The sequence below is a fragment of the Methanoculleus caldifontis genome (assembly GCF_032842345.1).
GTDB lineage: Archaea > Halobacteriota > Methanomicrobia > Methanomicrobiales > Methanoculleaceae > Methanoculleus > Methanoculleus caldifontis.
The window spans coordinates 1682677-1709025 of sequence record NZ_WBKO01000001.1 but is presented as its reverse complement, the minus strand read 5'-3'; the positions used below and the strand labels follow the sequence as shown (position 1 = coordinate 1709025).

The following is a 26349-nucleotide window of genomic DNA, read 5'->3' as shown; positions in this document are numbered from 1 at the left end:
CGCCCCCCGGCAGCGCGCCGCCCGATTCTCCTGCGAAATACTTAATAGCAGAGATGACGTTTGAAATATAGACGTTCTTGTATAATCCCTCCAGCACGGGGTGTATTGTGCAGGGCGCAGAACCACAAGTTCTGCGATTGCCAAGTACCGAGGTTGAACACATGAACAGACCGCTGAACGACGGCCTCGAAGACGAGTCCGGAAAACGTCTTTTCTTGTGGTGTAGCCGCTACATCAGCCTCCGGTATCCCTCTGGACACACGGGAGCGATCCTGCTGGCGGGGATATGAGACAGGTACCGAATATCGAGGATTGGTAGAGAATGCTGAACGATCTGATTGAGAAGAGAAAGAAAGTCCTTGCGGAGTCTGAACAGCACAAAGACCGGCGCAATGAATTGAACGCGCTCGCCAGCAAAAACGCCCGCGAACGCAACACCTTAAACACCCAGACCCGCGAGTTCGTCGAGGAGGCGCAGCAGCACAAGGAGCAGCGGGACAAGATCAACGAGGAAGTTCAGGCGCTGAAGGACCAGAGAAACGATTACAACGACAAGGCCAACACGCTCTTCGATGAGATCGAGTCCTTCAAGAAGGACCACGGCAACCTCAAGAACCGGGGCGTCAAGGAGATCCAGAAGCAGATCGAGCACCTGGAGTTCAAGCAGCAGACCGAGGTCTACAGCACCGATAAAGAGCGCGAGCTGATCGAGAAGATCAAGCAGCTGAAGGCGGCGGCAAAGGACCAGGAGGCCGAGTTCGAGCAGAACAAGGAGATGCGGACGAAGCTCACCGACGCCCGCGAGTTTCGCAGGCTTGCCTCCGAGATCCACAAAGACGTCACCGAGAAGGCCGAGGCCGCACAGCAGCACCACGACCTGATGGTGGAGTCCTACCGGAAGGCCGACAAGTCCCGCGAGGAGGCGGACAAGGCTCACCAGCAGTTCGTCGAGGCCCAGGAGTCGGCCGACGAGGAGCACAAGCAGTTCATCGCCTGCCAGAAGGAGCTCCGCGACTACGACAAGGTCATCTCCGGCCTGCGTAAGAAGACCAAGAAGACCAAAGTCACCAAGGAGCAGAAGGCCGTCCGGAAAGAGGCGGAGCGCATCTTCCAGCAGTTCCGCGGCGGAGAAAAACTCACGACCGACGACCTGCTCCTGCTGCAGCGTGCAAAACTTATTTAATACTTTTTTATCCCCTGCTGCAAATTATTTAATAGATCCGAGGAGATGTTCTATTGCATGGCAAAAGAGCGGACGCTCGTCCTCTGTGTCGATCGCGATGACGATCTGGGGTTCAAAGCCCGGATCGATGGTCCCATCGTGGGCAGAGAGGCATGCCTCCATGCGGCCACATCCCTTGCCCTGACCGATCCCGAAGACTCCGACATCAACGCGATCTTCGAGACGATCCGGCTCTACGACGACCTGGTCAAGCGGGGGGAGGAGGTCGCCGTCGCCGTCCTCTGCGGCAACCACATGAACATGCTCGAGGGCGACCGGAGGATTGCGGCGGACATCGATACGATCCTCACGGCAACGGGTTCCACATCCTGCATCCTGGTGACGGACGGTGCCGAGGACGAGTACGTCCTCCCGATCATCCAGTCCCGGGTGCCGGTCAGCAGCGTGCGGCGGGTCGTGGTCAACCAGATGCCGAACCTCGAAGGGACCTACTATATCCTCAAGCGGCTTCTCGACGACCCGAAGGTCTCGAAGATTGTGCTGGTCCCGGTCGGCCTCGCCATGCTCCTGTATGCCCTCGGGTACCTGCTCGGGTATCCCGAGGGGGCAACCATCGTCGTCGTCGGCGTCATCGGCACCTACCTGCTCTTCAAGGGCGTCGGTATCGACGAGGTCTTCGGCTACCTGGTCACTTCGTTGAAGTCGTCGCTGCACGGCGGCCGGTTCACCTTCGTCTCCTATATCGCCGCGATACTGCTCGGGATCGTCGGGCTGGTCCTCGGCCTCATCAGCCTCCTTGAGTACTACACATCGTTCGGCATCTTCTTCCAGATCCTCGCGTTCATCTACGGTGCCATCATCTGGTTCACCGCCGCCGGCCTCGTTGCATCGGTTGGAAAGATCATCGACGTCTTCTTGAACGAGCGGGAGGCGATCCAGCGGGTGGTCGCCCTGCCGTTCTTCGTGCTCGCCATAGGGGCCATCGCCTACGGTGCGAGCATCTACATCCTCTCGATCAGCGATATCCCCGGCTTCCCCATAACGAGTGCGGATGGAGTGAAGTACATCATCTTCGCGACGATCGGCGGTCTCTTCTGCGCGTTCTTCGGCGTCTACCTCCAGTCGCTCCTCGGCCGCTGGGTGGACGAGCGAGAGCCGGTCCCGCTGAAGAGAGGCGCGTGAAGGTTCGGGCATCCCCTCATTTATCAACGACGTAGCGGAGGAACCGCTTCGGCCTGATACCGGCCACGTTGAGGAGCATCACCAGGATGTAGACGGCGCTCAGGCGATACTTCCCGACCTCGAGATACCGCCGCGGCGATACGCCGATGGGACGGTCCGCCAGGACCAGCCTTCCATACCGGCGTGCCGCCCGCGAGAACTCCACGTCCTCCAGGTAGGGGAGCGGCTCGTATCCCCCGATCGCAAAGAAGGCCTCTTTTTTGATGAATATGCCGAAGTCGCCGAAGAAGGTCTGCGTCCGCGCCGCCAGCAGGTTCCCAAACCAGCTCGTCAGGGAGAGGAGGGGATCGCGACTCTCAAACGCATGACGGAAACCCCCGCCGATCACCCCGTCCTCTTCCAGCGCCCGACCGATAGCACCCGGGGCATCCGGAGCGATTCTGCAGTCGGCGTGAAGGAAGAGCAGAACGGTTCCCGTGGCGTGCCGGGCTCCGGCGTTCATCTGGATGGCCCTCCCTGCCGGGGAGGAGAGCACGGCGATTCGACGGGAGAACGAGCCCGCTGCCGCCCGGAGTGCCGCACACGTGCCGTCCGTGCTCCCGCCGTCGACGACGATCAGCTCAAGCGGTCCCTCGAGAGCCTCGATATGGGCCAGAAATGCGGGGACATTCTCCTCCTCATTGAGCACCGGCGTGACGATCGAGAGCATGAAGAGTCCTCTCCTCAGCCACATCTCCGTCACCGAGATATATGATGATGCGCATGGTAGGAGCGTGTTCGCGAGGCTGCTGCCATGAACGATGAGGGACGGAACGTCGATACGGCCATCACGCGGGGCTGCCTTCATCCCGCTGCAGGAGACGTGATGCGCTATTTTGAGGAGGAACGGGTCTACTCGCTGCAGATCGAGTCGACCCTCGCCTGCCCGCAGGGGTGCCGCTACTGTTACGCCCCGCCCGATGCCGGCCAGGTCAGGGAACTCCCCGCCGCCGATATCGCAGCCGTCCTCACCTCGGCGGCTGCGATGGGCGTGAGAGTCGTCGACTGGCTGGGAGGCGACCCGCTGGCCCGCGGAGACTGGCACGATCTCGCACTGCAGGCCCGGGATCTCGGTCTCGTCAACAACATCTGGTCGAGCGGCATCCCGCTCGCCGATCCCTCTATCGCGGAGCAGGCCGTCGCCGTAACGGAAGGCGGCTTCATCTCCGTCCACCTGGATACCCTCGACCCCGCGATCTATGCCCGGCTCCACGATGGGGATGCCCGGGAGAAGATACGGGCGATCTGCCGCGGTATCGAGAACCTTCAGGCCTTCGGCAAACCCGCGAGCGAGCTGGTCAACTGCATCACGTTCACGCGGCCGCTTGCCGGGAGCGACCTTGCGAGGACGATGCGGTACTTCTGCGAGGAACTCGGGATGACGGTCTGCCTGACGCAGATGTGCACGGTCGGCGGGGCATGCTCCCGCCCGGAATGGGTGCCGACCGTTGCCGAGATCCGCGACGCCTGCCGTGCACGGGACGCGATCTGTTGCCCGGGCTCGCCCCGCTCGTTCGGGACGATGGACGTCGATAAATTCTACTGCGGGACCGCGATCTGCGTGACGGTGGACGGCGACATTACGCCCTGCTCGGTCATCAGGGAGGGATTCAAGAATATCAGGGACCGGACACTCTGCGAGATCGTAACGGATCACCGTGACGAACTGCTCTTTTCAGGGATGAGACGGAAGGGCCCGAGCTCATCCGCCTGCGCCCGGTGTGAGCAGAACTCCGTCTGCTGGGGCTGCCGGGCGATGGCGTACTACGAGACCGGAGACCCCCTGGGGCCCGACCCGAAGTGCTGGCGGGCGGCGGGCGGGAGGTGAAGGAAGGTGCCCGATATCAACATCGGCGACGTCGTTGCGGCCTACGAGGGGCCTGTGGGCAGGATCTGGGAGATGCTGATGGGCGAGGAGATCCATGTCGGCGGGAGAGAGGAGACCGGGATTCTCGCGGAGGTTGCGGGCGTGAATGCGGGCACGCGGGTGCTGGACGTCCTCTCCGGTCTCGGGGGCCCTGCCCGTCACCTGGCACGCACCTACGGCGCGAGGGTGACCGGTCTCGATGCAACGGGACGGATGGTGGACGAGGCGGTCAGACGCACCGCAGACGCAGGCCTCAGCAATCGAGTCGCCTTCCGGCTCGGGAACGCCCTCGATATGCCCTTCCGATCGGGGACGTTCGATATTGTCTGGGGGCAGGACGCCTGGTGCTACGTGACCGATAAAGACCGGCTAATACGCGAGTGCCGCCGCGTAGCGGCTCCCGGCGGCAGGATCGCCTTCACCGACTGGATTGAGGCCGGGCCCATGGGCGACGTTGAACGCGAGAGCCTCAACGCCTTCATGCTCTTTTCCTCCATGGAGACCCTGAACGGATACCAGAGGCTGCTCCGGCGGCACGGGTTCGTCGTGGAGCGGTGCGAAGACCTCAGCAGGGAGTTCTCATCGCACCTGCACCGTTATCAGGACGCCCTCGCAAACGACCTGAAAGAGCGGATCGTCGAGCTCTTCGGGATAGATCTCTTTCTGGACGTGGAGCGCGGCCTTGACCTCTGGGCGAGGGCCGCCGACGAGGGGAAGGTCGGCAGGTGCCGCGTCGTGGGCAGGAAAGAGTGATGGAGGCGGCTGCCGTTATGGCCCGGGTGCCGGTCCCGGGAGAGGTGAAGACGCGGCTCATCCCGCCGCTCACGCCCCCGGAAGCGGCGCGGCTATACACCGGTTTCCTCCAGGACGCGATCGCCCGTCTCGCCCGGCTCGATGGCATCGCCCCGTTCGTGGCCTACACGCCTCCGGCTCCGGGCGAGCACCTCGCCGGGCTCGTCCCCCCGGAGATCCCCATGCTCCCCCAGACCGGCAGAGACCTGGGGCAACGCCTCGCCTCCGTTGCAGAGGCGCTCTTCTCGCGGGGGGCAACGGCGGCCGTGCTCTGTGACAGCGACAGCCCGACCCTTCCCGGCCGGTATATCGAGGAGGCCTTCCGGAGACTCCGCGAGAGCGATCTCGTCATCGGGCCCTGCGACGACGGCGGTTACTACCTGATCGGGATGCACGGATCCATCCCCCGCCTCTTCTCCGGCATCCCCTGGAGCTCGGCTCATGTGACGCAGCGGACCGTCGAGGTTGCCGGGCGCCTGGACCTCACGGTCTCCCTGCTTGACCCCTGGTACGACATCGACACGCCAGCCGATCTGGACCGCCTCTGCCGCGAGGTGGCGCCGTCGCCCAAAGACGGGACCGTTGCCCGTCATACCCGCCGCGCCCTGGAGGAGATAGGGCTGCTGCCGAAAACGTAAAGCCGGGCAGAAACCTGCCCACGAAGACCGGATCCCCGGCCCTCTCACTGCCCGGCAAAATAGCCGAACCCTTCAGGGAACTCGCTGATGTTCTCGTAGTATTTGATGTCGTGCGGGGTGACGATGGTGACCGACGGCACGACCACGCCGAACCTGTGCGCCGGGAACCAGTAGGATCCCCGTCCGTAATCATCGGAGACGTTGTTGACGCGCACCTCGATACACTCGAGATCGAGACGGCGGACCTCCGTATCGTTGAAGTTCAGTATGCCGAGCGCCTTCTGTCTCAGGTCGGATTTTCCGAGGAGGAGAACGAGAAACTTGATGCCGCCGTCGACCGTATAGTTCATGGTGACGAAAGCATCCTCGTTCTCCAGCCGGACGGTAACGTCCTGAACGGTGATGTAACTGTACCGCTCCTCGCCCTCCGCTGCTACGGGCAAGACGAGAGTGGATATCAGCATCAGCATGACGCCGAAGGCCAGCCACTTCATTAATAGAATAGTTATGGAAGGGGTCATAAATGCTTTATGGTGCACCGGCGTAGGAGAGGCCGTTTTACCGGCATATCGGCATCCTCACTCAAATAAGACCCGATTTTTCGGTACTCCGGTGCCCGGGAGCGCAGATCTCGGGACGGAGAGGTACCGCGTGAACTGTACGGGAGCCCGGCGGATAGGTTCCGTCGTGCATCCCGATAGAGTAAAAAACGATGGAATAAAAAAGTGCCTCTAACCCTACCTCGCATGCGTGAGGACGATCTCGATACTGGAGACGTTCGTCTTGCCTGTGTCGGTGTCGATCATCTCGGTCGAGGTGAAGATCTCCTTCTTGTTCACGTTCTCGAGGAACCGGTTGAGCGCAATCTCGGCCGTATCGACCGCACGTGAGATTGCCTTCCCCCGGGCCTTGATCGCGACTTCCTCCGCTCCGTTGTTGAACTGGGTGACCACCGCGAGCACATAGTTCATGACTGGCTTGTTTCCAACGAATACTGTGTTATCCTTTATCATTCGCCCACCTCGTCTAAAGGTACTTCTTCGAGCATATCAGCTCCGCGTTGAGGACGGATGCGCCTGCGGCCCCACGGATGGTGTTGTGTCCGAGCGCAACGAACCGCAATCCTTCCCTGATTCTCCCGACAGATACCGTCATGCCCCGCCCCCGGTTACGGTCGAGCCGCGGCTGCGGACGGTCGGACTGGTCGAGGAGCTCAACTGCCTTTGCCGGCTGCAAGGGTAGATTGCTTAAAGGTGACTTAAAGTTTGCGTAAGCTTTTTTCACTTCGTCAACCGGCTCCTTCACGTCGATCCAGACCGCAATGGTGTGCCCGTCGATGACGGGAACCCGGTGGCAGCTTGCGCTCACGCGGAACGGTGCGGGGATCACCTCGGAACCGTTGAACTTCCCCATGATCTTGAGGGTCTCGGTCTCCATTTTCTCCTCTTCGGAGCCGATGTAGGGGATGACGTTGTCGTAGATGTCCATGGCAGAGACGCCGGCAAACCCGGCTCCCGAGATCGCCTGCATGGTCGCTGCACGCACGTCGTGGAACTCAAACGACCTGATAGGGGCGAGGGCCAGTGCGAGGACGATGGTCGAGCAGTTCGGGTTGGTCACGATGAACCCGCCGCGGCCGCGGTCCCGCTGGACGTCGATCAGCCCCAGGTGATCGGGGTTGACCTCCGGGATCACCAGCGGGACCTCAGGGTCCATGCGGTGCGAACGGGCGTTGCTGCAGACACCGATACCCGCGTCGGCGATCTCGGTCTCAAGAGACGTCGCCACATCCGCAGGCAGCGCTGAGAAGACAAGGTCGCAGTCTTTGACACTCTCGACGGTTGTGGGAGTGACGACGAGATCGCTGACGTTGTCCGGGTACGGCGCATCGAGGCGCCAGTTGACCACCTTGCCATACGGTTTTCCTGCACTCCGTTCAGAAGCGGTGAGCGTCTGGAGATTAAACCAGGGATGATCCGCTAAAAGCTGAACGAAGCGCTGTCCCACCGCTCCTGTGGCACCAAGCACTCCTACGTTAATCATAGACAAAATATCTGTAGTGTAGGTGGTATTAAAAGAGATGGTTTCTTCATTTTGCGGAATGAAGGGCCGGAGTTGGGAGATAGGCCGACCAGAAAGCCCCGTTTCTCAATAATCTGGCATATAGAGGATAAAAACGGGATAAAACCCCGCAGATTCGAGATATACGGGCGTCGGGCGTATGCGCCGGGCGGCCGAAGATCCGACGTGTCAATCGGAACAGTCATCTTACCTATTGCCAGGAGCGGCATCCCGTACGGGGTACGGCAACGAGTCCGCGGACCTGCCGCACCAGGGGAAAAGAGGCAGGAAGCCTCGCCCCATCAGGGCGAGACCGATTACTCCATCGATATTGCTTCGGACGGGCACTCGTCGACGCAGGTCTCGCAGTCAACGCAGAGATCGGCGTCGATCTTTGCCTTGCCGTCTTCCATGCTGATGGCCGAAGCCGGACAGATATCCACACAGGATTCACAGGCGGTACACTTCTCGATATCAATAACTGCTGACACTTTGTCTCCTCCAAACGTACGTTACGAATATGTTAACATGTTTTAGAAGGGTATCAAAAATAAATTTCGCTTTCTCCGGATTGGCCGGAGACACTGTTCAGAGTTCGAGGACTTCCTGCATGGAGTAGATCCGGGGTTCCCTGCCGGAGACCCACCGGGCGGCCCGGACCGCACCCCGGGCAAAGACTGCCCGATCATAGGCGCGGTGGGAGACCTCGATGCACTCGAAGTTCCCCGCGAAGAGGACGGAGTGATCGCCGACGATGTCGCCGCCGCGGATGACGTGCATCCCGATCTCGTTCTTCCGCTCGGTCTCCCCGACGCGGCCGTAGACCTTCTCGCGGTCGCCGAGCTCCTGGTCCAGGATCTCGAGGATGGTCTTTGCCGTCCCGCTCGGCGCGTCCTTCTTGTAGCGGTGATGGGCCTCCGTGACCTCGATGTCGTAATCGCCGAGCTGGCGGGCGGCCTCCCGCACGAGCTTCCAGAAGATGTTGACGCCGATCGAGAAGTTGCTTGAGATCACCGCAGGGACGTTCCCCTCGACGGCGACGCGGATCGTCTCCCGCTGCTCGGGGGAGAACCCGGTCGTCCCGACGACGAGCCCCACGTTGTTCCGCGCTGCGGCCTTGATGTTCTCGACCGCAGCGGCCGCAACGGTGAAGTCGATCAGGACATCGGGCCTCGTCTGTTTGAGGAATTCATCGATTCTGGCTGCAGGGACCACTTCCTTCTCAAAGAGCGTCCCCTCTTTCACATCGATGCCTCCGACGAGCTCCATGTCGGGAGCCTCGTCGACGAGCCGGCCGATGTTGGTGCCCATGCGTCCCAGGGCCCCGGATACGACTACCTTAACCATAATTTACCAGCACCTCTCTCAGTTGTTCCGTCCTCTGCCCGTCCAGTTCGTCGAGGGGCAGCCGGACGGGGCCTGCGGCCATCCCGATGAGCTCCACGGCTCTCTTCACGGGGATGGGGTTCGTGTCGATGAACATCGCCCGCATGAGCGGAGCGAGTTCGTGGTGCAGGCCCTGTGCGCGGGCAAGGTCGCCTGCACGGAAGGCCTCGTACATCCGGACCATCCGGCCGGGGTCGATGTTCGCGGCCACCGAGATCACGCCCGCGCCGCCGATGGCGAGGACGGGGAGGGTCATCGCGTCGTCACCGGAGAGCACGACGAACTCCTCGTCCTGCGTCCCTTCGATGATGCGGGAGATCTGGGTGATATCGCCGCTGGCCTCCTTGATCCCGACGATGTTCGGGTGCCGGGCGAGCTCGATGACCAGATCGGGCTGGAGGTTCTGTCCCGTCCGGCCGGGAACATTGTAGAGGACGACCGGGAGGTCGAGGTCCGCGAGTTTCGTGAAGTGCTTGACGAGCCCGGAGCGGTTCGGCTTGTTGTAGTACGGGCTGATGACGAGGGCGCCGTCCGCGCCGGCATTCTTCGCCGACCGGGTCAGGCGAACGGCCTCCTCGGTGTTGTTCGAGCCCGTTCCCGCGAGGACGGGCACCCGCCCGTTGACGACCTCGACGGTCTTGCCGATCACCTGCTCATGCTCCTCGAACGTGAGCGTGGCGGACTCCCCGGTCGACCCGCAGGGCACGACGCCGTGGACCCCTCGTTGCACTAGCGATTCGATGTTGGACCGTAATCCTTCAAGATCGAGACTCGACCCGGAGTCCCGGTGAAAAGGAGTAATAATGGCCGGAAGGATTCCCTCAAACATATAGTGAGGTTTACCGCTTCCTGGTATTTATCTTTCTTGAGATGTATCCGGCAACCCTGTTGCGGACGAACTTGCTCCCGATGATGGCGACCTCAGAAACGGCGTGCTTGTTCTCATCAAAGTCTCCGCTGAACCTCTCACGGTGCTTGACCAGGAGTTCTTCGCCGAGGTTCTTGATATAAGATGGCTTTATACCCATGTGGACCTTCCCTTATAATTGTGCATAGATTATGCGATTCGACAGTTTAAGAATATTTTGTGCGACCGCGACCGGATCTTCTCCTAACACCCTGATCATCGGCTCTTTTCCCATGGCCCCCCGGTCGTAGATGATGTCCGGGACGCCTTCCTTGCAGCAGGAGGCGACGCCCCAGTCCATCGTCCGGACACCGGGCGGCTCTTTCGTCCGGTCAAAGGAGCAGACCTCGAAGAGAAGGTTATCGAGTTCCGGCAGGAGCGCCTCGGAGAAGCGGATGTTTGCCGCGCTCCGGATCCGGGGATCGAAACGCATCGCCGTAAGGACGATCCGGGCCACATGATCGCTTGCCCCAAAGCGAACCTCCCCGACGGGGTGGACCGCCTCACCGAGCCGGACGATCCTGCCGAGGACCGCCGCGACGTCCTCGTTGCCGCGCGCGTCGGGCAGCGCGTAGACGACGTTCATCCCGACCTCCGGGATGAGCCGCACGTCCATCCGTTCGACAAGCAGCGCTACCGCCTCATTTAGACGTTCGATCACTCTTCCACGGTCTTCCGGTGCCATGTCCTCTATCCTCGCCGCCGGTGCCATATATGGGTTGCGTTCAGGCAAGGCCGAGGTCGCCGCGGACGTCCTTGAGCCCCTCGATCGCAAGGCCGTAGAACGTCTCGAGGTCCACCAGGGGCTCGATCAGCCGGATCCTCTCGCGTTCGCAGCCGGCGGCAAACGCCTTCTCCTTGAACTTCTTCTTCACCGTCCGGGGGGTGACCTCGTCGAGCGCCCCGCCCTTGACGAGAGCGCAGGCGAGGATCAGGCCCGATACACTGTCTGCGGCCTGGAGCGCAAGCTCGACCGGGCGCTCGTAGTCGGAGGTGAGCATATGGTTGTGGCGCCTGACAACGTCCGCAATCTCTTCAGGGACCCCGTTGTCGCGGAGGATCCGGTAGCCCTCGACCCCGTGGCGATCCATATCCCCTCCGACGAGGTCGTAGTCGATGTCGTGCAGGAGGCCGATGATCTCCCACGTCGCGGCGTCCTCGCCGAGGTGTTCCGCGACCTTCCTCATGATCCCCGCCGTGGCGTGACTGTGCACGATGTGTGACGGCGACGCCACGTAACGCCGGAGCAGGGCCACTGCCTCGTCTCTCTCCATGCGGGATGGATTGTCGCCCCTGCACCATAAGTATGCGGGTCTCCCGCGCCGGCACGAATCGGGCGGCTCCTCCTCCGGGGATAGAGATATACCTGCCCCTGCCCCACCTCTGTACATGAATCTACGGGTTCTTGAGGTGCTGGTCGCACTCGGGTGCCTCGCACTGTTTATCGTGCTGCTGGTGATGCTGCCTGCTGTGATGGTGGGAATGGAGGGGATCGCGTACATCGTCGCGCTGGTCATCTTTATCGCCGTGCTCAGCACTGCGGGCTACATGGTCGACAAAATGGCCGTTTAGCCCCGCTTCTTCTTTACGTTTTTCCTGAGCCGGTAGTAACTCAGGGGGTGGTTGACCCGTTCGCAGTCTTTATTGCGGTTCGCACAGAGCCCGAAGGTGCGCATGGTGGCGCACGACGGCGGGGTATACTCGGTGCCGCCCCGGCCGGAGATGTGCTCGACCTGGTACATCGTCTTCTCCACGTCGAAGTCGGGCGCACGCGAGAAGATCTCGGCGATCCCGGTGGTGCTCATCCCGACGGTGTGGAGGAACGACGTGATCGCGAACCGGCCCATGTGGGTCAGGTTCGTCCCTTCGGTGATCGCCCGGATGAGCGCGTTGATGCAGGGCGGGAACGCCTCCTCCTTGATCTCGCCGAACTGTTCGAGGGCCTGCTGCTGCTGCAGCGCCGCGATCTCTTTTGTGGCCGGTGCAAGACGCTCGCAGATCCCCGAAGGGACCCGGAGAGGCATATGGTCGACGAGGATGACCCGGATCCGCTCCCGGATCAGGTCGTCGATCTCGCCCGGCGCAAGGTGCACCGTCCCCTGCCGCACGTCACGGTTGACGAGACGCCAGCGCAAGTCGCGCATATGGGTCACCAGTTCCACGTAGTCGATGACCGGGAGAGCATCGGCCCCGGTATCGATGCCGATGCTCATGGCTACGAAGCGGCGGATCTCCGGGTCCTCGGTCGCAAGAAAGAACGATGCGCGTTCAGACTCGTACCGCGCGAGGCGGTCGACGAGCAAGCGGTCGCCGACGCAGGAGACCAGCACCCGGGCCAGCGCGTAGCCGGCGATCTCGAACTCGGGCCTTAAGTTGCGTGCCGCCTCGTCCTGGAACTCCTTCTTCTGGGTAAGCGCGGCGATGACCCGCTCCTTCGCCCGATCGAGCGCCGCCGCGCCCGGGCTGCTCGCGAGGAATTCTTCAAGCGACTCCACGTGCCGGCGGGCCAGCTCCTGGGACTCTTTCAAAAAGGGGTATCTGGGGAGTACTTTCTGGTCGAGTGCAATATCCATCAATCGGCCTCGATCCGAGGAGCAAGGAGGTACTCGACGCGGCCGTTGCCGTCAGCAATGTCAAAGGCAAACCGTACCGGGTGGTCGATGCCGAGGTAGACCTCCACCTTCTCCGCGCGTGCCATGACCCGGCCCATGTCCTTTAAGTAGTCGAGCGAGAAGAGCGAGCGGGCCCGGACGGGAGTTAGGGCGACAAGTTCGTCCTCGCCGAGGGCGAGCTTGATGTGGTCGGTGTCCCCTTCCGCTTCCATGTAGAAGGTCATGGCATCGGGGTCGATCCCGAGCGCGATCTTGTCGGAGATGACGGCGGCCGCCTTGATGGCACTGTTTAACGCGTCGCCGGCGATGATCGCTTTCCCGGGGAGTTCGATTCCCGGCGGGTTCGGGTCTTTCCGGATGGTGTTGACGTCCAGAAGCGTGATCGAGTAGCGGTAGCCTCCGAAGCTCAGCTCCAGCTTCCGCTCTTCGTCGAGCAGACTCAAGGTCAGCGCATCGCCCTTCCCCATCATGCCGATGATATTCTTCATCTTTGCGATATCCAGGCCCAGTTCTCCGGCTGTCGCCATAAACGAGTTGAACGCCGTGCTCCGGAGTTCCAGGGAGACCATGGCCACGTTTGCGGTATCGACGGCCCGCGTCCGGATCAGGTCGTCGGCCGTGTGGAGGCGGCACTCCGTCACCAGTGCGGCGATCGCGTCGATGGATTCCCGAAATATATCTGCATCAATCGTTGCCTTTAACATTCTGACCCCTTATCAAACTCTCGTTGAAAGTATATAATCGCGTTATTCATTATAGTGCTTTACGATATGCCCCAATCGTGCCCCGTCTTCCGGAACGGGTCGGCATGACATCCATCGGGGCCGCACCGTCCGGGCGGGTGGCATATCCTATACATTCAAGGTTGAACGCATCGATTAGTACATGTGATCTCCCGATCACGCTGATGGTGAGCAACCGCCTATCAGCCCCAAGCGGAGGAGAATCTGGCAATGGGCTCCCAATGGACAAGAGACAGCGTCTATCGCAAGGCAATGAAGGCGGGGTACCGGGCTCGGGCCGCCTACAAGCTGCTGGAGATCCAGCAGAAGAACGGGATCATCAGGCCCGATGACAACGTCGTCGACCTTGGGGCAGCGCCGGGCAGCTGGCTGCAGGTGCTCCGCGACCTGACCGACGGGAAGGTCATCGGGGTAGATCTCAATCCGATTGCACCGATGGAACGTATCACCACCATCGTCGGAGACTTCACCGATCCTCAGGTCCAGGAACGGATCCACGAGGAGGCAGGCGGGGTCGTCAACGTCGTGGTCTCCGACGCCTCACCGAAGCTCTCCGGGCAGAAGAGTTACGACCAGGCCCGGGCGACCGGGCTCGGCGAGGACGCCCTGGCGTTCGCCTGCACGCTCTTAAAACCCGGCGGCAACATGGTGATCAAGTCGTTCCAGGGAGAGCTCTTCGCGGAACTGCTCGCCGAGGTGCGCAAGCATTTCTACTCTGTTCGGGGCTACCGGACGAAGGCGTCGCGGAGAGGGAGCGCCGAGACCTACATTATTGCCAAGAACTTCAAGGGACAATGCGATGGTGCTGAAGGACCCCTATAACCGGAGCGTGACCAATCTCCGGATCAGCCTGACCTCAAGGTGCAACCTGCGGTGCATCTACTGCCACGCCGAGGGCGAGGTGAGCCCGAAAGAGCAGATGAGCGCCGAAGATATCGCCGAGTTGATGCGGGTGGGCGTGCAGTTCGGTATAAAGAGTATAAAATTCACCGGCGGCGAACCCCTCCTCCGCCGGGACCTCGTCGATATCGTCCGTTCGGTGCCGGAGGGCATCGAGTCGTCCCTGACAACGAACGGGACGCTCCTCGCCGCGAAGGCGGCGGAACTCAAAGAGGCCGGGCTTGCCCGGGTGAACGTCAGCCTCGATACGCTCCGGCCCGAGCGCTACAGGGCCATCACGGGGAAGGATTACCTCGCCGACGTCCTCGCGGGGATCGATGCGGCGATCGAGGTCGGCCTGACCCCGGTCAAGCTGAATATGGTGCTCCTCGAAGGCATCAACGAGGACGAGATGGACGACTTCATGGCGTTTGTCCGGAGCAAAAAGGACGTCATCCTGCAGGTTATCGAGTTGATGGAGTTCAACGAGTGCAAGTTCCATGGCGACGTGGACAGCATCGAGCAGGAGTTGAACGAGCGGGCGACCCGGATCGTCACCCGCCGGATGCACCACCGGAGGAAGTACTGCCTCGACGGCGCCGAGGTCGAGGTGGTCCGCCCCCTCCACAACACGGAGTTCTGTGCCTTCTGCAACCGCCTGCGTTTGACCTCGGACGGCAAACTCAAGCCCTGCCTCCTCCGGAGCGACAACCTGGTCGACATCCAGGGCAAGCACGGTGCGGAACTTGAGGACGCGTTCCGCGAAGCCGTCAACAGGCGCAAGCCGTTCTTCACGTGAACAGCGGATAGGCCGGCGGGGTCGAACGAAGTCCCGCTTCCAGAACCCCCGTCCTCCTCCTCTCCCCGCCGGTCATCGCCACTCGAACGGTCATCGCCACTCGAAAATTGCTGCGCAATTTTCTCAAGCTCCTGCCGTTCCGGCAGTCGCATTCTGCATAGAAGGAATACTTTTTGTACCACCCTCCCCAATAGGAGTGTATGCTGGAAACGAACGAGTACGCCCGCGTCATGCAGAAACTGTACGGCAAATCGCTGATGCTGGAGAGCCCCTCCGAGTTCCACCCGGTCCTCCACTTCTACTTCACCGATGCCCTCGCCCACATCGATTTCACCCTCGGCATCCTCGCCTACAATTACATGTCGCCCCGGAACGTCATGAGCATGGAATACATGCGGTGGCGGCTGGACGAGGAGAAGGTCGGGGAGCGGGCGTACTTCCCCGACTTCATCAACTGGCTCAAAGAAGAGCACCCGGAGAAGTTCGGGGAACTCCCGATGCTCTGGTCGGGTGTCTACGACCGCGCCGATCCCGCCCAGTACCGGAGCTTCCGGATCGTGCTCAACCCCGACGACAAGAAGGCGCTTCCCGCCGACTACCTCTCGGCGTTCATCGACGAGTTCTTCGACCCGAAGTTCGTCAAACAGCTCTACAAGACCTCATCGCTTGCGCGCCTCTTCGACGAATTCGCGGCGAAGAGAGCGCCATAAGGAGATCCATGTATGGATGTCGCCCGACTCGCTTCATCACTCGTCCGGATCAAGAGTGAGAACCCGCCGGGGAATACCGCCGACGTGGTCGCGTTCATGGCGGAGTTCCTCGACTCGCTCGGGGTGAAGAACCGGATCGTCTCTCATCCGGGCGGGCGGGACAACCTCATCACGACTGAGGCGGGCTCCCGGCTTCTCCTCTGCGGCCACGTCGATGTGGTCCCGGCCATCCCCGACGACTGGACGCACGACCCCTACAGCGGCGAGGTTGCCGGCGGCTACGTCTGGGGAAGAGGCTCGACCGATATGAAAGGGGGATGCGCCGCCCTCCTCGCCGCTTACCGGGACCTCGTCGAGAGCGGGGTGGAGCCGAAGGCGCAGTTCGCCTTCGTCTGCGACGAGGAGACCGGCGGGGAGCACGGGATCCGGTCGCTCCTCGCACAGAACCTTCTCTCGCCCTGCGACTGCCTGATAGCCGAGCCGACGCCGGAGATGAGCCCGGCCCTCGGCCAGAAAGGCCTCTACCGGATCAACCTCTCCTTCCGCGGCAGGCCCGGCCACAGCTCCCTCTACCCCCTCGTCGGGAAGAGCGCCGTCATGGCGGCCTTCGACCTCATCGGCTACCTGCGGGAGGTCCACGCACGCCCGTTCCCGCCCGGCGAAGATCTCAAGCCGCTGGTCGCCCAGTCCGCCCGGGTCTTCTCCGAGATATTCGGGATCGAGGGAGGGGATAAGATCCTCACCCGGGTGATGTTCAATCCGGGACGGATCGAGGGCGGCGAGAAGGCGAACATCGTGGCGGAGCAGTGCCGGATGGAACTCGACATGCGGGTGCCGTGGGGATGCTCCCTCGACGACCTCAGGAAGGGTATCGCCGAACATGCCCCGGACGCCGCGATATGCGAGACAGACGTCGCCGAACCGACCCTGACGCCCCCGGACGCCCGGATCGTCAGGACGGTCTGCGCCGAGGTGGAGCGGGTCTACGGCAGGCCGGCGGTCCCGTTCCTCCAGTGGGCCGCAAGCGACGCGAAGTACCTCCGCGATAAGGGATTCGACGTCGTGGAGTACGGGCCCGGAGAGGTCCCGACGCTGCACGCGGTGGACGAGCGGGTCTCCGTGAAGCAGCTCGAGCGGGCGGTGGACGTCTACCGCGGGGTCATCCGGGCGTACTCGGCGTGAAGAGGGACATCTTATTTTCTCACCGCTACCTGTTGTGCAGAGCGACTGGCCGATCTCCTTCAGGCGTTTACGGCATCCTTGAGTGCGTCAAGAGAGAACTTCGAGAAGACGAAGCCCAGGACCAGGGCAAAATACATCGAGATCGTGCGGTCGACGAGGACGATGGCGATGGCCGTCGCCGAAGGGACCCCCATGGATGTGATGAAGTAATTCAGCGAACCTTCCATCGCCCCTACGCCGAGAGGGATCTGTGAAGCAAGACCGATGATAAAGGCGAGGCTCATAAATATCGATAGCTGGATCGGGTTTAAGAGGAAGCCAAACGCCATCGCCACACACCAGAGCCTGATGAATTCCAGGACGAGCGAGATGAGCGTGATCAGGAAGACCACGATGATGTTGGAGAGCGGCATCTTCCGGATATGCAGACTGGGGCCCTGTTCTCTCTTCTCGATGGGCAGCCTGACCAGGACCTTCTCCGCTAGCCCCATAAAGAAATCCGCTTTGTAGTAGAGGACCAGCAATAGAAAGAGTACGAGCAGGGTGAACTCCAGTGCAATTACCGTCACGGCCCTGAGCTGGATCATGACGATCCCCGCAGCGACCAGGAAGAGGATGGTCAGTTCAAAGAAACGCTCGTAAAAGAGCATGGACACCCCATCCAGGAACTGGAGGCCGTACTTTCGTTTCATGAAGTAGGCTTTATACAGGTCGCCGACCTTCCCGGGGGTTATATTCGCAAAAAACAGACTGGATACGCTCACGAGGGAGGCATCGTACCATGAGATCTCCTGGTAGTAATATCTGCTCAGGTACTTCCATCGGTAGACCTTCGACCCGATATTTGCGAGGGACAGCGCAAATGCAACGACCAGCAGGGGAATACTGATCGTCGTGATAATCCATAGGTTGCCGATGATGCCCGATTGCGATATGAAGTAGGCCAGGATGACGAGGCCGATTAAGAGAAGCAGCAGCTGGATGGCTCCCTGGCGAGTTACACGAAATCTCATGGCATCCTCGGCACTTCAGGCATGTATACGCAGGCAGGACAGGCGGGTGAAGCCGGATTCTCATCTCCATGTGTCTTCTCGACACATTAAACCAGCGTAGAAATCCGCCAGACGCCAGCCCTCCGCAACGATAACCATCGCCCAGATTTTATCAACTCCAGACGCAAATAATACTTTACCGTTTCGTGGTGAGGATCCGATGATTTCCATAGTCATTCCGCTCTACAACGAAAGAGATAACATCCTGACGTATAAGGACGAACTTTTTCCAAAAGTCGAGCATATTGCGGAAGTCATAGGAGAATCCTTTCAATATATCCTTATCGACGATGGAAGCCGGGATGACACGTATCCCTTGATCCAGGATCTCGCACGCGAACGATCCGACGTCATCGCGGCGACAAACGGGACGAACAAAGGCATGGGCGCGGCAATCAAGCACGGGCTGCGGTACTGCGAAGGAGACCTCGTCGTGACGATGGATTCCGACCTCACGTTTCGCCCGGAGGATATCGAGGGCCTGGTAGCCGCATACCGGGCGTCGCATCCGGACTGTGTCTCAGGGTCTCCGTACCTCGAGCAGGGGCTGATGGAGGAGGTCACCTTCATCAGGTACCTGCCGAGCAAAGTGGTGAACACGCTGTACCAGATCGCGCTTGGTGCGAAGATTACCTGCGTAAGCCCCATCTTCCGGCTCTATAAGAAAGAGGCCCTGGACGGGATGCACATCCAGAGTAACAATTTTGAAATTAATGCCGAAATACTGGCAAAATTAATTCTGAGCGGCAGGTCGGTGGTAGAGATCCCGGTTGAACTCCATACACGCAAGTATGGCGAATCGAAGATCAACACTCGAAAGGAGATTGTGAACCACGTGCGACTGCTGACCAAGATCGCCAGGATCCGGATCTTCAAAGGAGACTGGGATTGACGCAGGTTAAATCCTGATTTATCATAGCTACAGCGAGTTCGTGACCATCGAAGGTGATCCGTATGCGTATAACGGTTGTAATCGGAACCCGTCCTGAGATCATAAAGATGTCCCCCATCATCCGGTATTGCGAAGAGCAAGGTCTCGACTACTCTCTTGTCCACACCGGCCAGCACTATTCTTACGAGATGGACGCGATGTTTTTTGACGAACTCGAACTCCCGCAACCTGAGTATAAGCTGAATGTGGGGTCCGGGACACATGCCGAGCAGACCGGGAAGATTATGGTCGGCCTGGAACGCATCCTTCTGCGCGATAGATCCGATGTTGTCCTCGTGCAGGGCGACACCAACACGGTGCTGGGCTCGGCGTTATCCGCCGCGAAGTTGAACGTGGAGGTCGGGCACGTAGAAGCCGGCCTGCGGAGCTGGGACAGAACGATGCCCGAGGAGGTGAACCGCCTCCTGACGGACCATATCGCACGATACCTGTTTGCCCCTACGGAGACGGCGGAGACCAACCTTCTCCGGGAAGGCATCGACGGGAAGAAGATCTGGGTCACCGGAAACACGGTTGTCGATGCCGTTTTCCAGAATATCAAGATAGCACAGCAACGATCAGATATTCACCATGACCTCGGACTCGAGCCGGGACAATACTTCTTACTCACCGCTCACCGGCAGGAGAACGTCGACGATCGTGAGAGACTGGAGAGGCTGATCGGAGCAATGCGGGATCTCTATACGGCCTATAACCTCCCGATCGTGTTCCCCGCACATCCACGCACACTAAAGCGTCTCGACGAGTTTGGCCTCTCCGTTCCGGAAGGGCTGCGCATACTCGATCCACAGGGCTACCTGGAATTTCTGCTCTTAGAGCAGTCTGCGAGGGCGATCCTGACAGACTCCGGCGGCATCCAGGAAGAGGCGTGTATACTGCACGTTCCCTGCATAACATTGCGGGAGAATACCGAACGGCCGGAGACGCTGGATGTTGGAGCGAATGTTCTCGCAGGAACCGAGCCGCACCGGATCCTGAATGCCGTCTCGGCCATGCTATCGAGAGAGGCGTCGTGGGCGAATCCATTCGGTGACGGTCAGTCGGGTAGAAAGACCGTAGAGATACTTCTCGATTCCCGATGATATCCCTCCATTTTTTCAGCCCGCCAATATACGTCCCGGTAAACCCGGGAAGATGCGCCTGATGCCCCACCCCCTATGGGCAGGGCAGTTCATCGAAACGGTCTTGACCGTTTACATCCCCGAGGACGATCTCAACCGGGCCTTTTCGGCAACGCTCCCATCACTGAGCGCCGGGGGTCGCCGTCAGGCCGCAGGGTTCAGCCGCTGCCTTCCTATGCCGACCGGAAGAGGAAGATCCCCATATGCTGTCCGGCAAACTCCGCATTCCCGTCAAGCCAGCTGACCGCGTCGCCGCTGGGGTCCACGGCAAGGATATCTCCGGTCACCACGTAGAATGCGCGCCGGTCGGGATACTGCTCGCGGATAGCCCGGAGTTCGTCCCCGGTCGTCGCCCCGAGCTCGATAGTCCCGTCGGTCGCGTTGCTGTAGTAGTAGTCGAGCGGCTGCGCCATGTAGGGCGGCAGCACGACGACGAGGTCCCCCTCCGCAGTCATCCCGCCGAGCTCCGTGGAGAATCCGCGCCAGTCGTTCTTCTGCGGGGTCGTGTAGTAGGTCGCGAGGAAGGGGGTGCTGATGAGGAACGCCGCTATCACGACGACGTAGACCGCCCGCCTATCCCGGACCAGGGCATGGAGTGCGGGATACGCCGAGGCTATCCCGACGAAGTAGATCGGGAGAAGGAAGATGAGATGGCGCGGGATCATCGGCATCCTCGAGGAGAGGATGATGCTTGCCGCGAGGGGGAGGACCAGCATGAAGAGGAGGAGGAGCGCCCCGTTCCGGTCCTCGCGCCAGGTGACGGCGACACCGAGCAGGAAGAGGAGGAGGAAGAGCGCCATGAGGAGGTCGCTGAACCCCGATACCTGGAGAAGGGTCTGGTAGATGACGTCGAACCCCTGCACCCCGAAGGTCGGGGCGGACGATGTCCGGACGAAGAAGAGATTGACGGTGACGATGAGGAGAGGCAGGGCGGCAACGATGAAGGCAGCAAGCCCCATTGCCGGTTTTCTCGCGCTCCGGGGGTCGCGCCGGATCTCGCCGGCACGGGTGACGAGGGCGTGGAAGACGAGGACGGCGACCGGCACGATGGCGTAGAAGTGCATCCAGAACGCGATCGCGGAGAACACCCCGAAGAGAACCCAGGAGCGGGCCTCATCCGACCGGCTCGCCCGGACGTAGAAAAGCAGCGCGAGGGAGAAGAAGAAGAGCATCGGGGCGTAGGCCCGGGCCTCCTGCGAGTAGAAGATGTGGAAGGGCGAGAACGCAAGGAGGGCGGCGGCGATGAGCCCGACGTTTCTGTCCCTGAACTCCTTTCCGATATAATACACAACAGGGATCGTCAGGACGCCGAGGAACGCGGGGAGGAGACGGAGCACGAACTCGCTCTCCCCGAAGATGAGCATCCCATGCTCCAGCCAGTAGAAGAGCGGCGGGTTGAACTCCCCGCCTGCGGTGCTCTCCCAGATGCCGATGAGCGACTGCCGGGCAAACATGAGGGTCGAGGCCTCGTCGAGCCAGAGCGAGTTTCCGCCGAGGTTGTAGAACCGGAGGAGGAGCCCCGCAACCGTCAGCCCGATGAGGGCCTGCAAGTGCCTGCTGGCCCTGACGGCGGCCGCAAGCGACGTCTCCGGGAGTTCCGGCGAGGATGCGCCGGGATCCCCGCTATCATCGTATCGTGCTCGTGCCTCGTATTTTCCCTGCTTTTTACTCATCGCTATCATCAACCGTTGGCCCCAGCCGCTGATATACGTTACTGGATGTCCCCGGAAGGCCATGGAAACCGGCAGATGCCCCTATTGCGGCAAGGGAGTCCGGCAGCAGGCATCTACGGTGCCCGGACCCCCATCAGAGCGCCGCTCTACCGCGAACGCACGATTTTTGCACATCTCGGGGGTGCCGACCACAAATGCAGCTCGCCAGATATATTTTACGTGTAGAATATTTCTTCAGCAATACGGGGGTAAAAGAATAAATACCCCCTTGCATAATCCCTCATACGTGACCAGGGTGTATAAATCGTTCTCTGTTGCCGCCGTGCTGATACTGCTCCTTGCATCTGCCGGATGTGCAGAGCTGCCGCCGAGCGGCGAATCCGGGTGGTCCGGCCTCTTCTCGCCCTCCGAGACCCAGGAGATACCCCCGGCGGGGGAGCCCGATCCGGGGTACCTGACGCCGGCGACCCCGTATCCCACTCCCACAAGCAGCAGGACCAGCCCCACGCTCAGCCAGGCGCCGCAGGCCTCTCCGACGCCGGAGCCCTACGTGATCATCTATAACCGGACGACGCAGTTCAACGCCACGCATACGGTGGAAGCCTTCTCCTTCAACCTGACCGCGCCGCCCCTCCTCATCGAGTTTAAGGTGGAGCCGGAGATGGTCACGAGGATCATCGAGGCGAAGAGCGACTACGAGAAGAAGCAGTACAAAGAGTACAAGCAGACCTTTCCGAGCGAAGACGCGTGGTTCAAGGTGACGGTCAGGGAGCGCGGGTCCGGCAGGATCGTGGCGGAGGACGGATTCGGGAAACTCTACAGCGCGGATACCCGTAAACAAGTCTTTATCGGCAGGCACGGGGACTTCCTGATCGAACTTACCGGGAACAAGGCGAAGGTGCATGTCGTGATGCGCGCAGGAGGTGTCTGACCCCTTCGAGGTCGCCACCTGCCCCGTGCCTGCCGCGGCGATCGCCTCGATCCCCGGTTTTTCATCCGGGGACGGCCGGATCCCGGAGCCTTCCCCACAGGACCCCTCTCTTCCGAAGGCGAAGTCTTTTTAAGGAGGACAACGTAGTAATTAGGGGAAAGGCACAGGCCCCTGTGTCCCGGTAGGGTAGTGGATATCCTAGAAGCCTGCGGAGCTTTTGACCCGGGTTCAAATCCCGGCCGGGGCGTCGTTTCCTCCGGGGTACAAATCCCCGTCAGTTTTTCACATTCTTCAGGCGAGCGTACGCTCGCGATCTCCGGCCGGTTGTTCTTCATCGCTCTCCAGGGCGTCACGGACAGGCGATGTCTGTGCGGGCCTACCGGCGACCCGCCTCAGGCTGCTGGTCCACCCGCGAACGGAGTTTTTCAGGCCGTCCGTGGAGGGGTTACCCCTCCGGCCTGCTCATGTACCTTGAAAACCACCGGGAGCAGAGATCAGGAATCCTCTTCCCCCGTGGTCGAGATGCGAACAAACGTCTGCGCAGGTGGCTCCGCGCCGTCTCCATGCCTTCGCAGGAACTGCCTGACGTTCGCCGACTCGACCCACCCCCGGTCGAGCTGGGTGATGATCCCGTTGATCCGGCATGACTGTTCGAGGATCTTCTCGGTGAGCGGATCGTCGATCATCTCCGCATACCCGACGATCACCTGCAGCGGGTTCCGGATATGATCGCCAAGAATAGCAAACTGTTCGATGTTCTTCCCAAGCTGCGTATACGTCTCGCGCTTCATCTGATCGGTGAGTATCCGCTCGGTGATATCCATAACGATCAGCATGGTACAGAGCGGCTGCCCGGCATCGTTCTGCACGATGCTGCCCGATAGATGGATATGGAACGGCACTCCGCCGTTCCGCAGCCCGATCGTCTCTTTCACGAGGACGCTGTTGTCGAGGAGATGGCCGGTAATCTTCTCCCCGATGGTGGGATCGGCAAAGAACGCCTCCAGGGTCTTCCCTGCAACCGATCCCTCCTCCCCGTACCCGAACATCGAGGCAAAACTCGGGTTGGCATACAGGATGGTCCCGGCGAGATCGGCGATCAGGATACCGTTGGTCGAGGACTCAAGAGCGCTCTCTTTTATCTTGAGTTCCCTCTCGGTGCGGAGCCGATCCGTGATGTCTCGCGCAATCGCCACCATGTACTGGTCGCCGCCGAAAGCGACGAACCGAACGGTGATCTCCATCGGGATCTCCCTTCCTTCTCGCGAGACGAGCGACGCGATGTAAGTCTGCCGGAACCCGGACGATATATCCCTGTTCTTCCGGAGGAGTTCGGCAAATCCTGCCCTCTTTCGCGGGCAGAGCAGGCCGGAGAACGGTGTCGCCAGCAGTTCCTCCTTTGAGTAGCCAAGGTACGTGCTCGCAGATGCGTTCACGTCCGCGAGATTCCCGGTCTCTGTGCGGATCAGGAATATCGCGTCGTGCGTCTGGTCAAGGAGTGCCCTGAACCGCTCGAGCTCCGCAAGCCGGCTCTGCAGCTCCGGGTAGTAACTCTTGTGCAGAGACGTCTCCCCAAGACCGATGATCTTCTCCCGGAGCGTATCCGGGTCGTCGGGAGGTTCAGAGTGCACGCTCATAGATCCGCTCGATATCCTCGCAGGTGAGCCTGCGCGGGTTCGTCACCATACAGGGGTCGGCATACGCCCGCCGGGCGAGCGTCCCGATCGCATCTTTCCGGACACCGACCGCGGCGAGGGTCCCGGTGATGCCGAGCGATCTCCGGAACGCCGCTATACTCTCTGCCGGGGATGTCCGCCCGTCCTGTACCGGGCAGAAGATCTCCCCTATTCGATCGTATCGATCCGGCGCCGCCTCATAGTTGGCCGCGATCACGTGCTCGAGAAGCAGCGCGTTGCACCGCCCGTGGGCAAGATCGCAGGCCCCGCCGATACTGTGGGCCATCGCGTGTACGGCTCCGAGGCTGGCGTTCGAGAACGCCAGACCGGCGTAAAGGCTGGCAAGGAGTGTCGAGAACCGCAGGTCCAGGTCGTCGGGCCTCTCCATGACCGCAGGCAGCGCGTCGCGGATGAGCCGTATCGCCTCGAGGGCATGCATGTCGGTCATCGGGGAACTGGCGTTCGAGACGTAGGACTCGACCGCGTGGCTGAGGGCGTCCATGCCGGTGTCCAGGGTCAGTTCCAGGGGCATCGTCGTCAGCGGCTCGGGGTCGAGCAGAGAGATGTCAGGGACGAGCGTCTTGGAGATGATGGCGACTTTCCGCTTTCGTGCCTCGTCCGTGATGATGGCGAACTGGGAGACGTCGGCAGAACTCCCGGCCGTCGTCGGGATGCAGATGAGAGGCGGGGCAGGCACCGGCACCCGGTCGACGCCCTCGAACGCGAGGATGTCCCGCATGTTGGAACTCGCTATCCCGATCCCCTTGGCGCAGTCCATCGGGCTCCCTCCGCCGACGGCGACGAGACCGTTGCATTCTTCGGACCGGTACGCCTCCATCCCCGCCATCACCTGCGTGGAGCGGGGGTTGACGGAGACGGAGTCGAAGACGGAAAACGAGATCCCCGCCTCGGTCAGGCTCTCCCCGACCGCCTCCGCCCATCCTGCCGCCCGGACACCCGGATCGGTGACGAGGAGCACCCGCTTCACCCCGAAGTTGCGTGCACACCGGCCGGCAAGCTGGAGTGCTCCGTATCCACAGATGAACTCGGGGGCTACAAACTTTCTCAGGTCAAGCTGGCTTCTTCGGATCATGATGTGACAGGTAGTGTTCCGGAGATCGAAGCTAGATTCCCAACCAGTTGTACTGAGCCGTATCCATATATATCTTGGCGAATGGTCATAACAGACTAATATATAGTACTGAATCACAGTCGGCGAATTCATGTCGATTACGAAATTTTATTTAAAATTTGGGCAGGCCGTAGAGAAAGGCGCGACTTTGCGGATAAATTAGATCCCCGCGCCGCCCGGCCGGTGCCGCATTGTTTTGCCGGAATACATTTCCTGGAGTTGCTCGCACCGACCGCAACTTTATCATCTCATGCGGAGGGGGAGGGACGTATGACCGAGAAGAGTCGCCCGCCACTGCCGCCGTTCACGTACGAAACAGCGGTGCAGAAGGTCCGTATGGCCGAAGATGCCTGGAACTCCCGTGACCCCGAGAGGGTCTCGCTCGCGTACACCGCCGACAGCGTATGGCGCAACAGAGCGGAGTTCATCAACGGCCGCGAGGAGATCGTCGCATTTTTGCAGCGAAAATGGGCAAAAGAGCTCGATTACCGCCTGATAAAGGAGGTCTGGGCGTTTCACGAGGCACGTATCGCCGTGCGGTTCGCGTACGAATGGCATGACGACTCGGGCAACTGGTTCCGCTCCTACGGGAACGAGAACTGGGAGTTCGACGAGTCCGGCCTGATGCGCCGCCGTTACGCCAGCATCAACGATCTCCCGATCAAGGAGGGGGAGCGGAAGTACCGCTGGCCGCCGGGACGGCGCCCCGACGACCACCCCGGACTGTCCGATCTGGGGCTGTAACCCTGGCGTCCGGGGAGGCGGAGATCGGGCTCATGAGCCGCCTGCCCCTTCTGCGCCAGAGGAGAGGGGACGGGGCGTTCTCCGGTCT

The 26349-nt window shown here is 61.0% G+C and carries 30 protein-coding genes and 1 tRNA gene; 15 read left to right on the top strand and 16 right to left on the bottom strand.

Features of this window, described 5'->3' with window-relative positions; translation table 11 throughout:
• Nucleotides 1–322: 322 nt before the first annotated feature.
• The gene (locus F8E02_RS08530; RefSeq protein WP_317065066.1) at nucleotides 323–1183 is read left to right on the top strand and encodes a coiled-coil protein; all 861 of its coding nucleotides are present in this window, start codon (nucleotides 323–325) and stop codon (nucleotides 1181–1183) included.
• A gap of 57 nt (nucleotides 1184–1240) precedes the next feature.
• Nucleotides 1241–2365 carry a DUF373 family protein gene (locus F8E02_RS08525; protein ID WP_317065166.1) on the top strand — a complete coding sequence of 375 codons (1125 nt, stop codon included), beginning with the start codon at nucleotides 1241–1243 and terminating at the stop codon, nucleotides 2363–2365.
• 16 nt (nucleotides 2366–2381) lie between these two features.
• Here the strand turns inward: F8E02_RS08525 and F8E02_RS08520 are convergent, their stop codons facing one another.
• Nucleotides 2382–3074, bottom strand: a complete 693-nt coding sequence (locus F8E02_RS08520) for a TIGR04283 family arsenosugar biosynthesis glycosyltransferase (protein WP_317065065.1) — start codon at nucleotides 3072–3074, stop codon at nucleotides 2382–2384.
• Nucleotides 3075–3158: 84 nt separating this feature from the next.
• Between F8E02_RS08520 and F8E02_RS08515 the strand changes: the two genes are divergently transcribed.
• The 3 genes from F8E02_RS08515 to F8E02_RS08505 are packed head-to-tail and all read left to right on the top strand — an operon-like array spanning nucleotide 3159 to nucleotide 5701.
• Nucleotides 3159–4232, top strand: a complete 1074-nt coding sequence (locus F8E02_RS08515) for a radical SAM/SPASM domain-containing protein (RefSeq protein ID WP_317065064.1) — start codon at nucleotides 3159–3161, stop codon at nucleotides 4230–4232.
• 6 nt (nucleotides 4233–4238) lie between these two features.
• The gene (locus tag F8E02_RS08510) at nucleotides 4239–5024 is read left to right on the top strand and encodes a methyltransferase domain-containing protein (protein ID WP_317065063.1); all 786 of its coding nucleotides are present in this window, start codon (nucleotides 4239–4241) and stop codon (nucleotides 5022–5024) included.
• The gene (locus F8E02_RS08505) at nucleotides 5024–5701 is read left to right on the top strand and encodes a TIGR04282 family arsenosugar biosynthesis glycosyltransferase (RefSeq protein WP_317065062.1); all 678 of its coding nucleotides are present in this window, start codon (nucleotides 5024–5026) and stop codon (nucleotides 5699–5701) included. Before F8E02_RS08510 ends, F8E02_RS08505 begins: the two co-directional genes overlap by 1 nt.
• 44 nt (nucleotides 5702–5745) lie before the next feature.
• Here F8E02_RS08505 and F8E02_RS08500 read toward each other — a convergent pair whose 3' ends face one another.
• The 9 genes from F8E02_RS08500 to F8E02_RS08460 form a co-directional block, all read right to left on the bottom strand.
• The gene (locus tag F8E02_RS08500; protein ID WP_317065061.1) at nucleotides 5746–6195 is read right to left on the bottom strand and encodes a hypothetical protein; all 450 of its coding nucleotides are present in this window, start codon (nucleotides 6193–6195) and stop codon (nucleotides 5746–5748) included.
• A gap of 243 nt (nucleotides 6196–6438) precedes the next feature.
• Entirely contained in the window at nucleotides 6439–6714 is a 276-nt protein-coding gene (albA, locus tag F8E02_RS08495; protein ID WP_317065060.1) for a DNA-binding protein Alba, read from the bottom strand.
• Nucleotides 6715–6727: 13 nt separating this feature from the next.
• Nucleotides 6728–7744, bottom strand: a complete 1017-nt coding sequence (gene asd / locus F8E02_RS08490; protein WP_317065059.1) for an aspartate-semialdehyde dehydrogenase — start codon at nucleotides 7742–7744, stop codon at nucleotides 6728–6730.
• A gap of 335 nt (nucleotides 7745–8079) precedes the next feature.
• A complete protein-coding gene (locus tag F8E02_RS08485; protein WP_317065058.1) occupies nucleotides 8080–8253 on the bottom strand; it encodes an indolepyruvate ferredoxin oxidoreductase subunit alpha in 174 nt (57 codons plus the stop codon).
• A gap of 97 nt (nucleotides 8254–8350) precedes the next feature.
• Nucleotides 8351–9109: a 4-hydroxy-tetrahydrodipicolinate reductase gene (gene dapB, locus F8E02_RS08480; protein ID WP_317065057.1), complete on the bottom strand. Its 759-nt coding sequence runs from the start codon at nucleotides 9107–9109 to the stop codon at nucleotides 8351–8353.
• The gene (gene dapA / locus F8E02_RS08475; RefSeq protein WP_317065056.1) at nucleotides 9102–9977 is read right to left on the bottom strand and encodes a 4-hydroxy-tetrahydrodipicolinate synthase; all 876 of its coding nucleotides are present in this window, start codon (nucleotides 9975–9977) and stop codon (nucleotides 9102–9104) included. The genes dapB and dapA overlap by 8 nt, the downstream gene beginning before the upstream one ends.
• Before the next feature lie 10 nt (nucleotides 9978–9987).
• On the bottom strand, nucleotides 9988–10176 hold the full coding sequence (locus tag F8E02_RS08470; protein WP_317065055.1) for a 30S ribosomal protein S17e: 189 nt from the start codon (nucleotides 10174–10176) through the stop codon (nucleotides 9988–9990).
• 12 nt (nucleotides 10177–10188) lie between these two features.
• Complete coding sequence (locus F8E02_RS08465) at nucleotides 10189–10740, bottom strand: thiamine-phosphate synthase family protein (protein ID WP_317065054.1); 552 nt, start codon at nucleotides 10738–10740, stop codon at nucleotides 10189–10191.
• 40 nt (nucleotides 10741–10780) lie between these two features.
• On the bottom strand, nucleotides 10781–11329 hold the full coding sequence (locus tag F8E02_RS08460) for an HD domain-containing protein (RefSeq protein WP_317065053.1): 549 nt from the start codon (nucleotides 11327–11329) through the stop codon (nucleotides 10781–10783).
• A gap of 115 nt (nucleotides 11330–11444) precedes the next feature.
• Here F8E02_RS08460 and F8E02_RS08455 point away from each other — a divergent pair, with 115 nt between their 5' ends.
• On the top strand, nucleotides 11445–11627 hold the full coding sequence (locus F8E02_RS08455) for a hypothetical protein (protein WP_317065052.1): 183 nt from the start codon (nucleotides 11445–11447) through the stop codon (nucleotides 11625–11627).
• On the opposite strand, the gene priL is transcribed toward F8E02_RS08455, so the two are convergent.
• Both priL and F8E02_RS08445 read right to left on the bottom strand, forming a co-directional pair.
• Nucleotides 11624–12628 carry a DNA primase regulatory subunit PriL gene (gene priL, locus F8E02_RS08450; RefSeq protein ID WP_317065051.1) on the bottom strand — a complete coding sequence of 335 codons (1005 nt, stop codon included), beginning with the start codon at nucleotides 12626–12628 and terminating at the stop codon, nucleotides 11624–11626. The two genes, F8E02_RS08455 and priL, sit on opposite strands and share 4 nt — an antisense overlap.
• Nucleotides 12628–13371 carry a DNA polymerase sliding clamp gene (locus tag F8E02_RS08445; RefSeq protein WP_317065050.1) on the bottom strand — a complete coding sequence of 248 codons (744 nt, stop codon included), beginning with the start codon at nucleotides 13369–13371 and terminating at the stop codon, nucleotides 12628–12630. Before F8E02_RS08445 ends, priL begins: the two co-directional genes overlap by 1 nt.
• Nucleotides 13372–13620: 249 nt before the next feature.
• On the opposite strand from F8E02_RS08445, the gene F8E02_RS08440 reads away from it, so the two are divergent.
• The 4 genes from F8E02_RS08440 to F8E02_RS08425 all read left to right on the top strand — a co-directional run bounded on the left by F8E02_RS08440 (nucleotide 13621) and on the right by F8E02_RS08425 (nucleotide 16980).
• Nucleotides 13621–14232, top strand: coding sequence for an RlmE family RNA methyltransferase (locus F8E02_RS08440; RefSeq protein WP_317065049.1), 612 nt, complete (start codon nucleotides 13621–13623; stop codon nucleotides 14230–14232).
• The gene (gene moaA / locus F8E02_RS08435) at nucleotides 14210–15088 is read left to right on the top strand and encodes a GTP 3',8-cyclase MoaA (RefSeq protein WP_317065048.1); all 879 of its coding nucleotides are present in this window, start codon (nucleotides 14210–14212) and stop codon (nucleotides 15086–15088) included. Before F8E02_RS08440 ends, moaA begins: the two co-directional genes overlap by 23 nt.
• A 200-nt stretch (nucleotides 15089–15288) precedes the next feature.
• On the top strand, nucleotides 15289–15798 hold the full coding sequence (locus F8E02_RS08430; RefSeq protein WP_317065047.1) for a hypothetical protein: 510 nt from the start codon (nucleotides 15289–15291) through the stop codon (nucleotides 15796–15798).
• A 12-nt stretch (nucleotides 15799–15810) separates the two neighbouring features.
• Nucleotides 15811–16980 (top strand): M20 family metallopeptidase, encoded by a 1170-nt coding sequence (locus F8E02_RS08425; protein WP_317065046.1) that lies wholly within the window; start codon nucleotides 15811–15813, stop codon nucleotides 16978–16980.
• A gap of 59 nt (nucleotides 16981–17039) precedes the next feature.
• Here the strand turns inward: F8E02_RS08425 and F8E02_RS08420 are convergent, their stop codons facing one another.
• The gene (locus tag F8E02_RS08420) at nucleotides 17040–17993 is read right to left on the bottom strand and encodes a lysylphosphatidylglycerol synthase transmembrane domain-containing protein (RefSeq protein ID WP_317065045.1); all 954 of its coding nucleotides are present in this window, start codon (nucleotides 17991–17993) and stop codon (nucleotides 17040–17042) included.
• 199 nt (nucleotides 17994–18192) lie between these two features.
• On the opposite strand from F8E02_RS08420, the gene F8E02_RS08415 reads away from it, so the two are divergent.
• Together F8E02_RS08415 and wecB are read left to right on the top strand one after the other, a co-directional pair.
• Nucleotides 18193–18924: a glycosyltransferase gene (locus tag F8E02_RS08415; RefSeq protein WP_317065044.1), complete on the top strand. Its 732-nt coding sequence runs from the start codon at nucleotides 18193–18195 to the stop codon at nucleotides 18922–18924.
• A 62-nt stretch (nucleotides 18925–18986) separates the two neighbouring features.
• The gene (gene wecB, locus F8E02_RS08410; RefSeq protein WP_317065043.1) at nucleotides 18987–20066 is read left to right on the top strand and encodes a non-hydrolyzing UDP-N-acetylglucosamine 2-epimerase; all 1080 of its coding nucleotides are present in this window, start codon (nucleotides 18987–18989) and stop codon (nucleotides 20064–20066) included.
• A 212-nt stretch (nucleotides 20067–20278) separates the two neighbouring features.
• On the opposite strand, the gene F8E02_RS08405 is transcribed toward wecB, so the two are convergent.
• Entirely contained in the window at nucleotides 20279–21778 is a 1500-nt protein-coding gene (locus F8E02_RS08405; protein WP_317065042.1) for a glycosyltransferase family 39 protein, read from the bottom strand.
• A 286-nt stretch (nucleotides 21779–22064) separates the two neighbouring features.
• On the opposite strand from F8E02_RS08405, the gene F8E02_RS08400 reads away from it, so the two are divergent.
• Together F8E02_RS08400 and F8E02_RS08395 are read left to right on the top strand one after the other, a co-directional pair.
• On the top strand, nucleotides 22065–22709 hold the full coding sequence (locus tag F8E02_RS08400; RefSeq protein ID WP_317065041.1) for a hypothetical protein: 645 nt from the start codon (nucleotides 22065–22067) through the stop codon (nucleotides 22707–22709).
• 175 nt (nucleotides 22710–22884) lie between these two features.
• Nucleotides 22885–22956, top strand: a tRNA-Arg gene (locus F8E02_RS08395).
• A 247-nt stretch (nucleotides 22957–23203) separates the two neighbouring features.
• Here F8E02_RS08395 and F8E02_RS08390 read toward each other — a convergent pair.
• Nucleotides 23204–24340, bottom strand: coding sequence for a PAS domain S-box protein (locus F8E02_RS08390; RefSeq protein WP_317065040.1), 1137 nt, complete (start codon nucleotides 24338–24340; stop codon nucleotides 23204–23206).
• Nucleotides 24330–25478 carry an alcohol dehydrogenase-like regulatory protein ErcA gene (ercA, locus tag F8E02_RS08385; RefSeq protein WP_317065039.1) on the bottom strand — a complete coding sequence of 383 codons (1149 nt, stop codon included), beginning with the start codon at nucleotides 25476–25478 and terminating at the stop codon, nucleotides 24330–24332. The genes F8E02_RS08390 and ercA overlap by 11 nt, the downstream gene beginning before the upstream one ends.
• Before the next feature lie 309 nt (nucleotides 25479–25787).
• Between ercA and F8E02_RS08380 the strand changes: the two genes are divergently transcribed.
• Nucleotides 25788–26261 (top strand): nuclear transport factor 2 family protein, encoded by a 474-nt coding sequence (locus tag F8E02_RS08380; protein WP_317065038.1) that lies wholly within the window; start codon nucleotides 25788–25790, stop codon nucleotides 26259–26261.
• Nucleotides 26262–26349: the final 88 nt, after the last annotated feature.

Excerpts from the sequence above, each read along its gene's own strand:
- F8E02_RS08380 (WP_317065038.1), top strand. The coding sequence starts at position 25,788 with ATGACCGAGAAGAGTCGCCCGCCACTGCCGCCGTTCACGTACGAAACA.
- moaA (WP_317065048.1), top strand. The coding sequence starts at position 14,210 with ATGGTGCTGAAGGACCCCTATAACCGGAGCGTGACCAATCTCCGGATC.
- dapA (WP_317065056.1), bottom strand. The coding sequence starts at position 9,977 with ATGTTTGAGGGAATCCTTCCGGCCATTATTACTCCTTTTCACCGGGAC.
- albA (WP_317065060.1), bottom strand. The coding sequence starts at position 6,714 with ATGATAAAGGATAACACAGTATTCGTTGGAAACAAGCCAGTCATGAAC.
- priL (WP_317065051.1), bottom strand. The coding sequence starts at position 12,628 with ATGGATATTGCACTCGACCAGAAAGTACTCCCCAGATACCCCTTTTTG.
- F8E02_RS08445 (WP_317065050.1), bottom strand. The coding sequence starts at position 13,371 with ATGTTAAAGGCAACGATTGATGCAGATATATTTCGGGAATCCATCGAC.
- F8E02_RS08420 (WP_317065045.1), bottom strand. The coding sequence starts at position 17,993 with ATGAGATTTCGTGTAACTCGCCAGGGAGCCATCCAGCTGCTGCTTCTC.
- F8E02_RS08440 (WP_317065049.1), top strand. The coding sequence starts at position 13,621 with ATGGGCTCCCAATGGACAAGAGACAGCGTCTATCGCAAGGCAATGAAG.
- dapB (WP_317065057.1), bottom strand. The coding sequence starts at position 9,109 with ATGGTTAAGGTAGTCGTATCCGGGGCCCTGGGACGCATGGGCACCAAC.
- F8E02_RS08415 (WP_317065044.1), top strand. The coding sequence starts at position 18,193 with ATGATTTCCATAGTCATTCCGCTCTACAACGAAAGAGATAACATCCTG.
- wecB (WP_317065043.1), top strand. The coding sequence starts at position 18,987 with ATGCGTATAACGGTTGTAATCGGAACCCGTCCTGAGATCATAAAGATG.
- F8E02_RS08460 (WP_317065053.1), bottom strand. The coding sequence starts at position 11,329 with ATGGAGAGAGACGAGGCAGTGGCCCTGCTCCGGCGTTACGTGGCGTCG.
- ercA (WP_317065039.1), bottom strand. The coding sequence starts at position 25,478 with ATGATCCGAAGAAGCCAGCTTGACCTGAGAAAGTTTGTAGCCCCCGAG.
- F8E02_RS08465 (WP_317065054.1), bottom strand. The coding sequence starts at position 10,740 with ATGGCACCGGAAGACCGTGGAAGAGTGATCGAACGTCTAAATGAGGCG.
- F8E02_RS08530 (WP_317065066.1), top strand. The coding sequence starts at position 323 with ATGCTGAACGATCTGATTGAGAAGAGAAAGAAAGTCCTTGCGGAGTCT.
- F8E02_RS08470 (WP_317065055.1), bottom strand. The coding sequence starts at position 10,176 with ATGGGTATAAAGCCATCTTATATCAAGAACCTCGGCGAAGAACTCCTG.
- F8E02_RS08520 (WP_317065065.1), bottom strand. The coding sequence starts at position 3,074 with ATGCTCTCGATCGTCACGCCGGTGCTCAATGAGGAGGAGAATGTCCCC.
- F8E02_RS08425 (WP_317065046.1), top strand. The coding sequence starts at position 15,811 with ATGGATGTCGCCCGACTCGCTTCATCACTCGTCCGGATCAAGAGTGAG.
- F8E02_RS08430 (WP_317065047.1), top strand. The coding sequence starts at position 15,289 with ATGCTGGAAACGAACGAGTACGCCCGCGTCATGCAGAAACTGTACGGC.
- F8E02_RS08455 (WP_317065052.1), top strand. The coding sequence starts at position 11,445 with ATGAATCTACGGGTTCTTGAGGTGCTGGTCGCACTCGGGTGCCTCGCA.
- F8E02_RS08525 (WP_317065166.1), top strand. The coding sequence starts at position 1,241 with ATGGCAAAAGAGCGGACGCTCGTCCTCTGTGTCGATCGCGATGACGAT.
- F8E02_RS08505 (WP_317065062.1), top strand. The coding sequence starts at position 5,024 with ATGGAGGCGGCTGCCGTTATGGCCCGGGTGCCGGTCCCGGGAGAGGTG.
- F8E02_RS08500 (WP_317065061.1), bottom strand. The coding sequence starts at position 6,195 with ATGAAGTGGCTGGCCTTCGGCGTCATGCTGATGCTGATATCCACTCTC.
- asd (WP_317065059.1), bottom strand. The coding sequence starts at position 7,744 with ATGATTAACGTAGGAGTGCTTGGTGCCACAGGAGCGGTGGGACAGCGC.
- F8E02_RS08515 (WP_317065064.1), top strand. The coding sequence starts at position 3,159 with ATGAACGATGAGGGACGGAACGTCGATACGGCCATCACGCGGGGCTGC.
- F8E02_RS08405 (WP_317065042.1), bottom strand. The coding sequence starts at position 21,778 with ATGAGTAAAAAGCAGGGAAAATACGAGGCACGAGCACGATACGATGAT.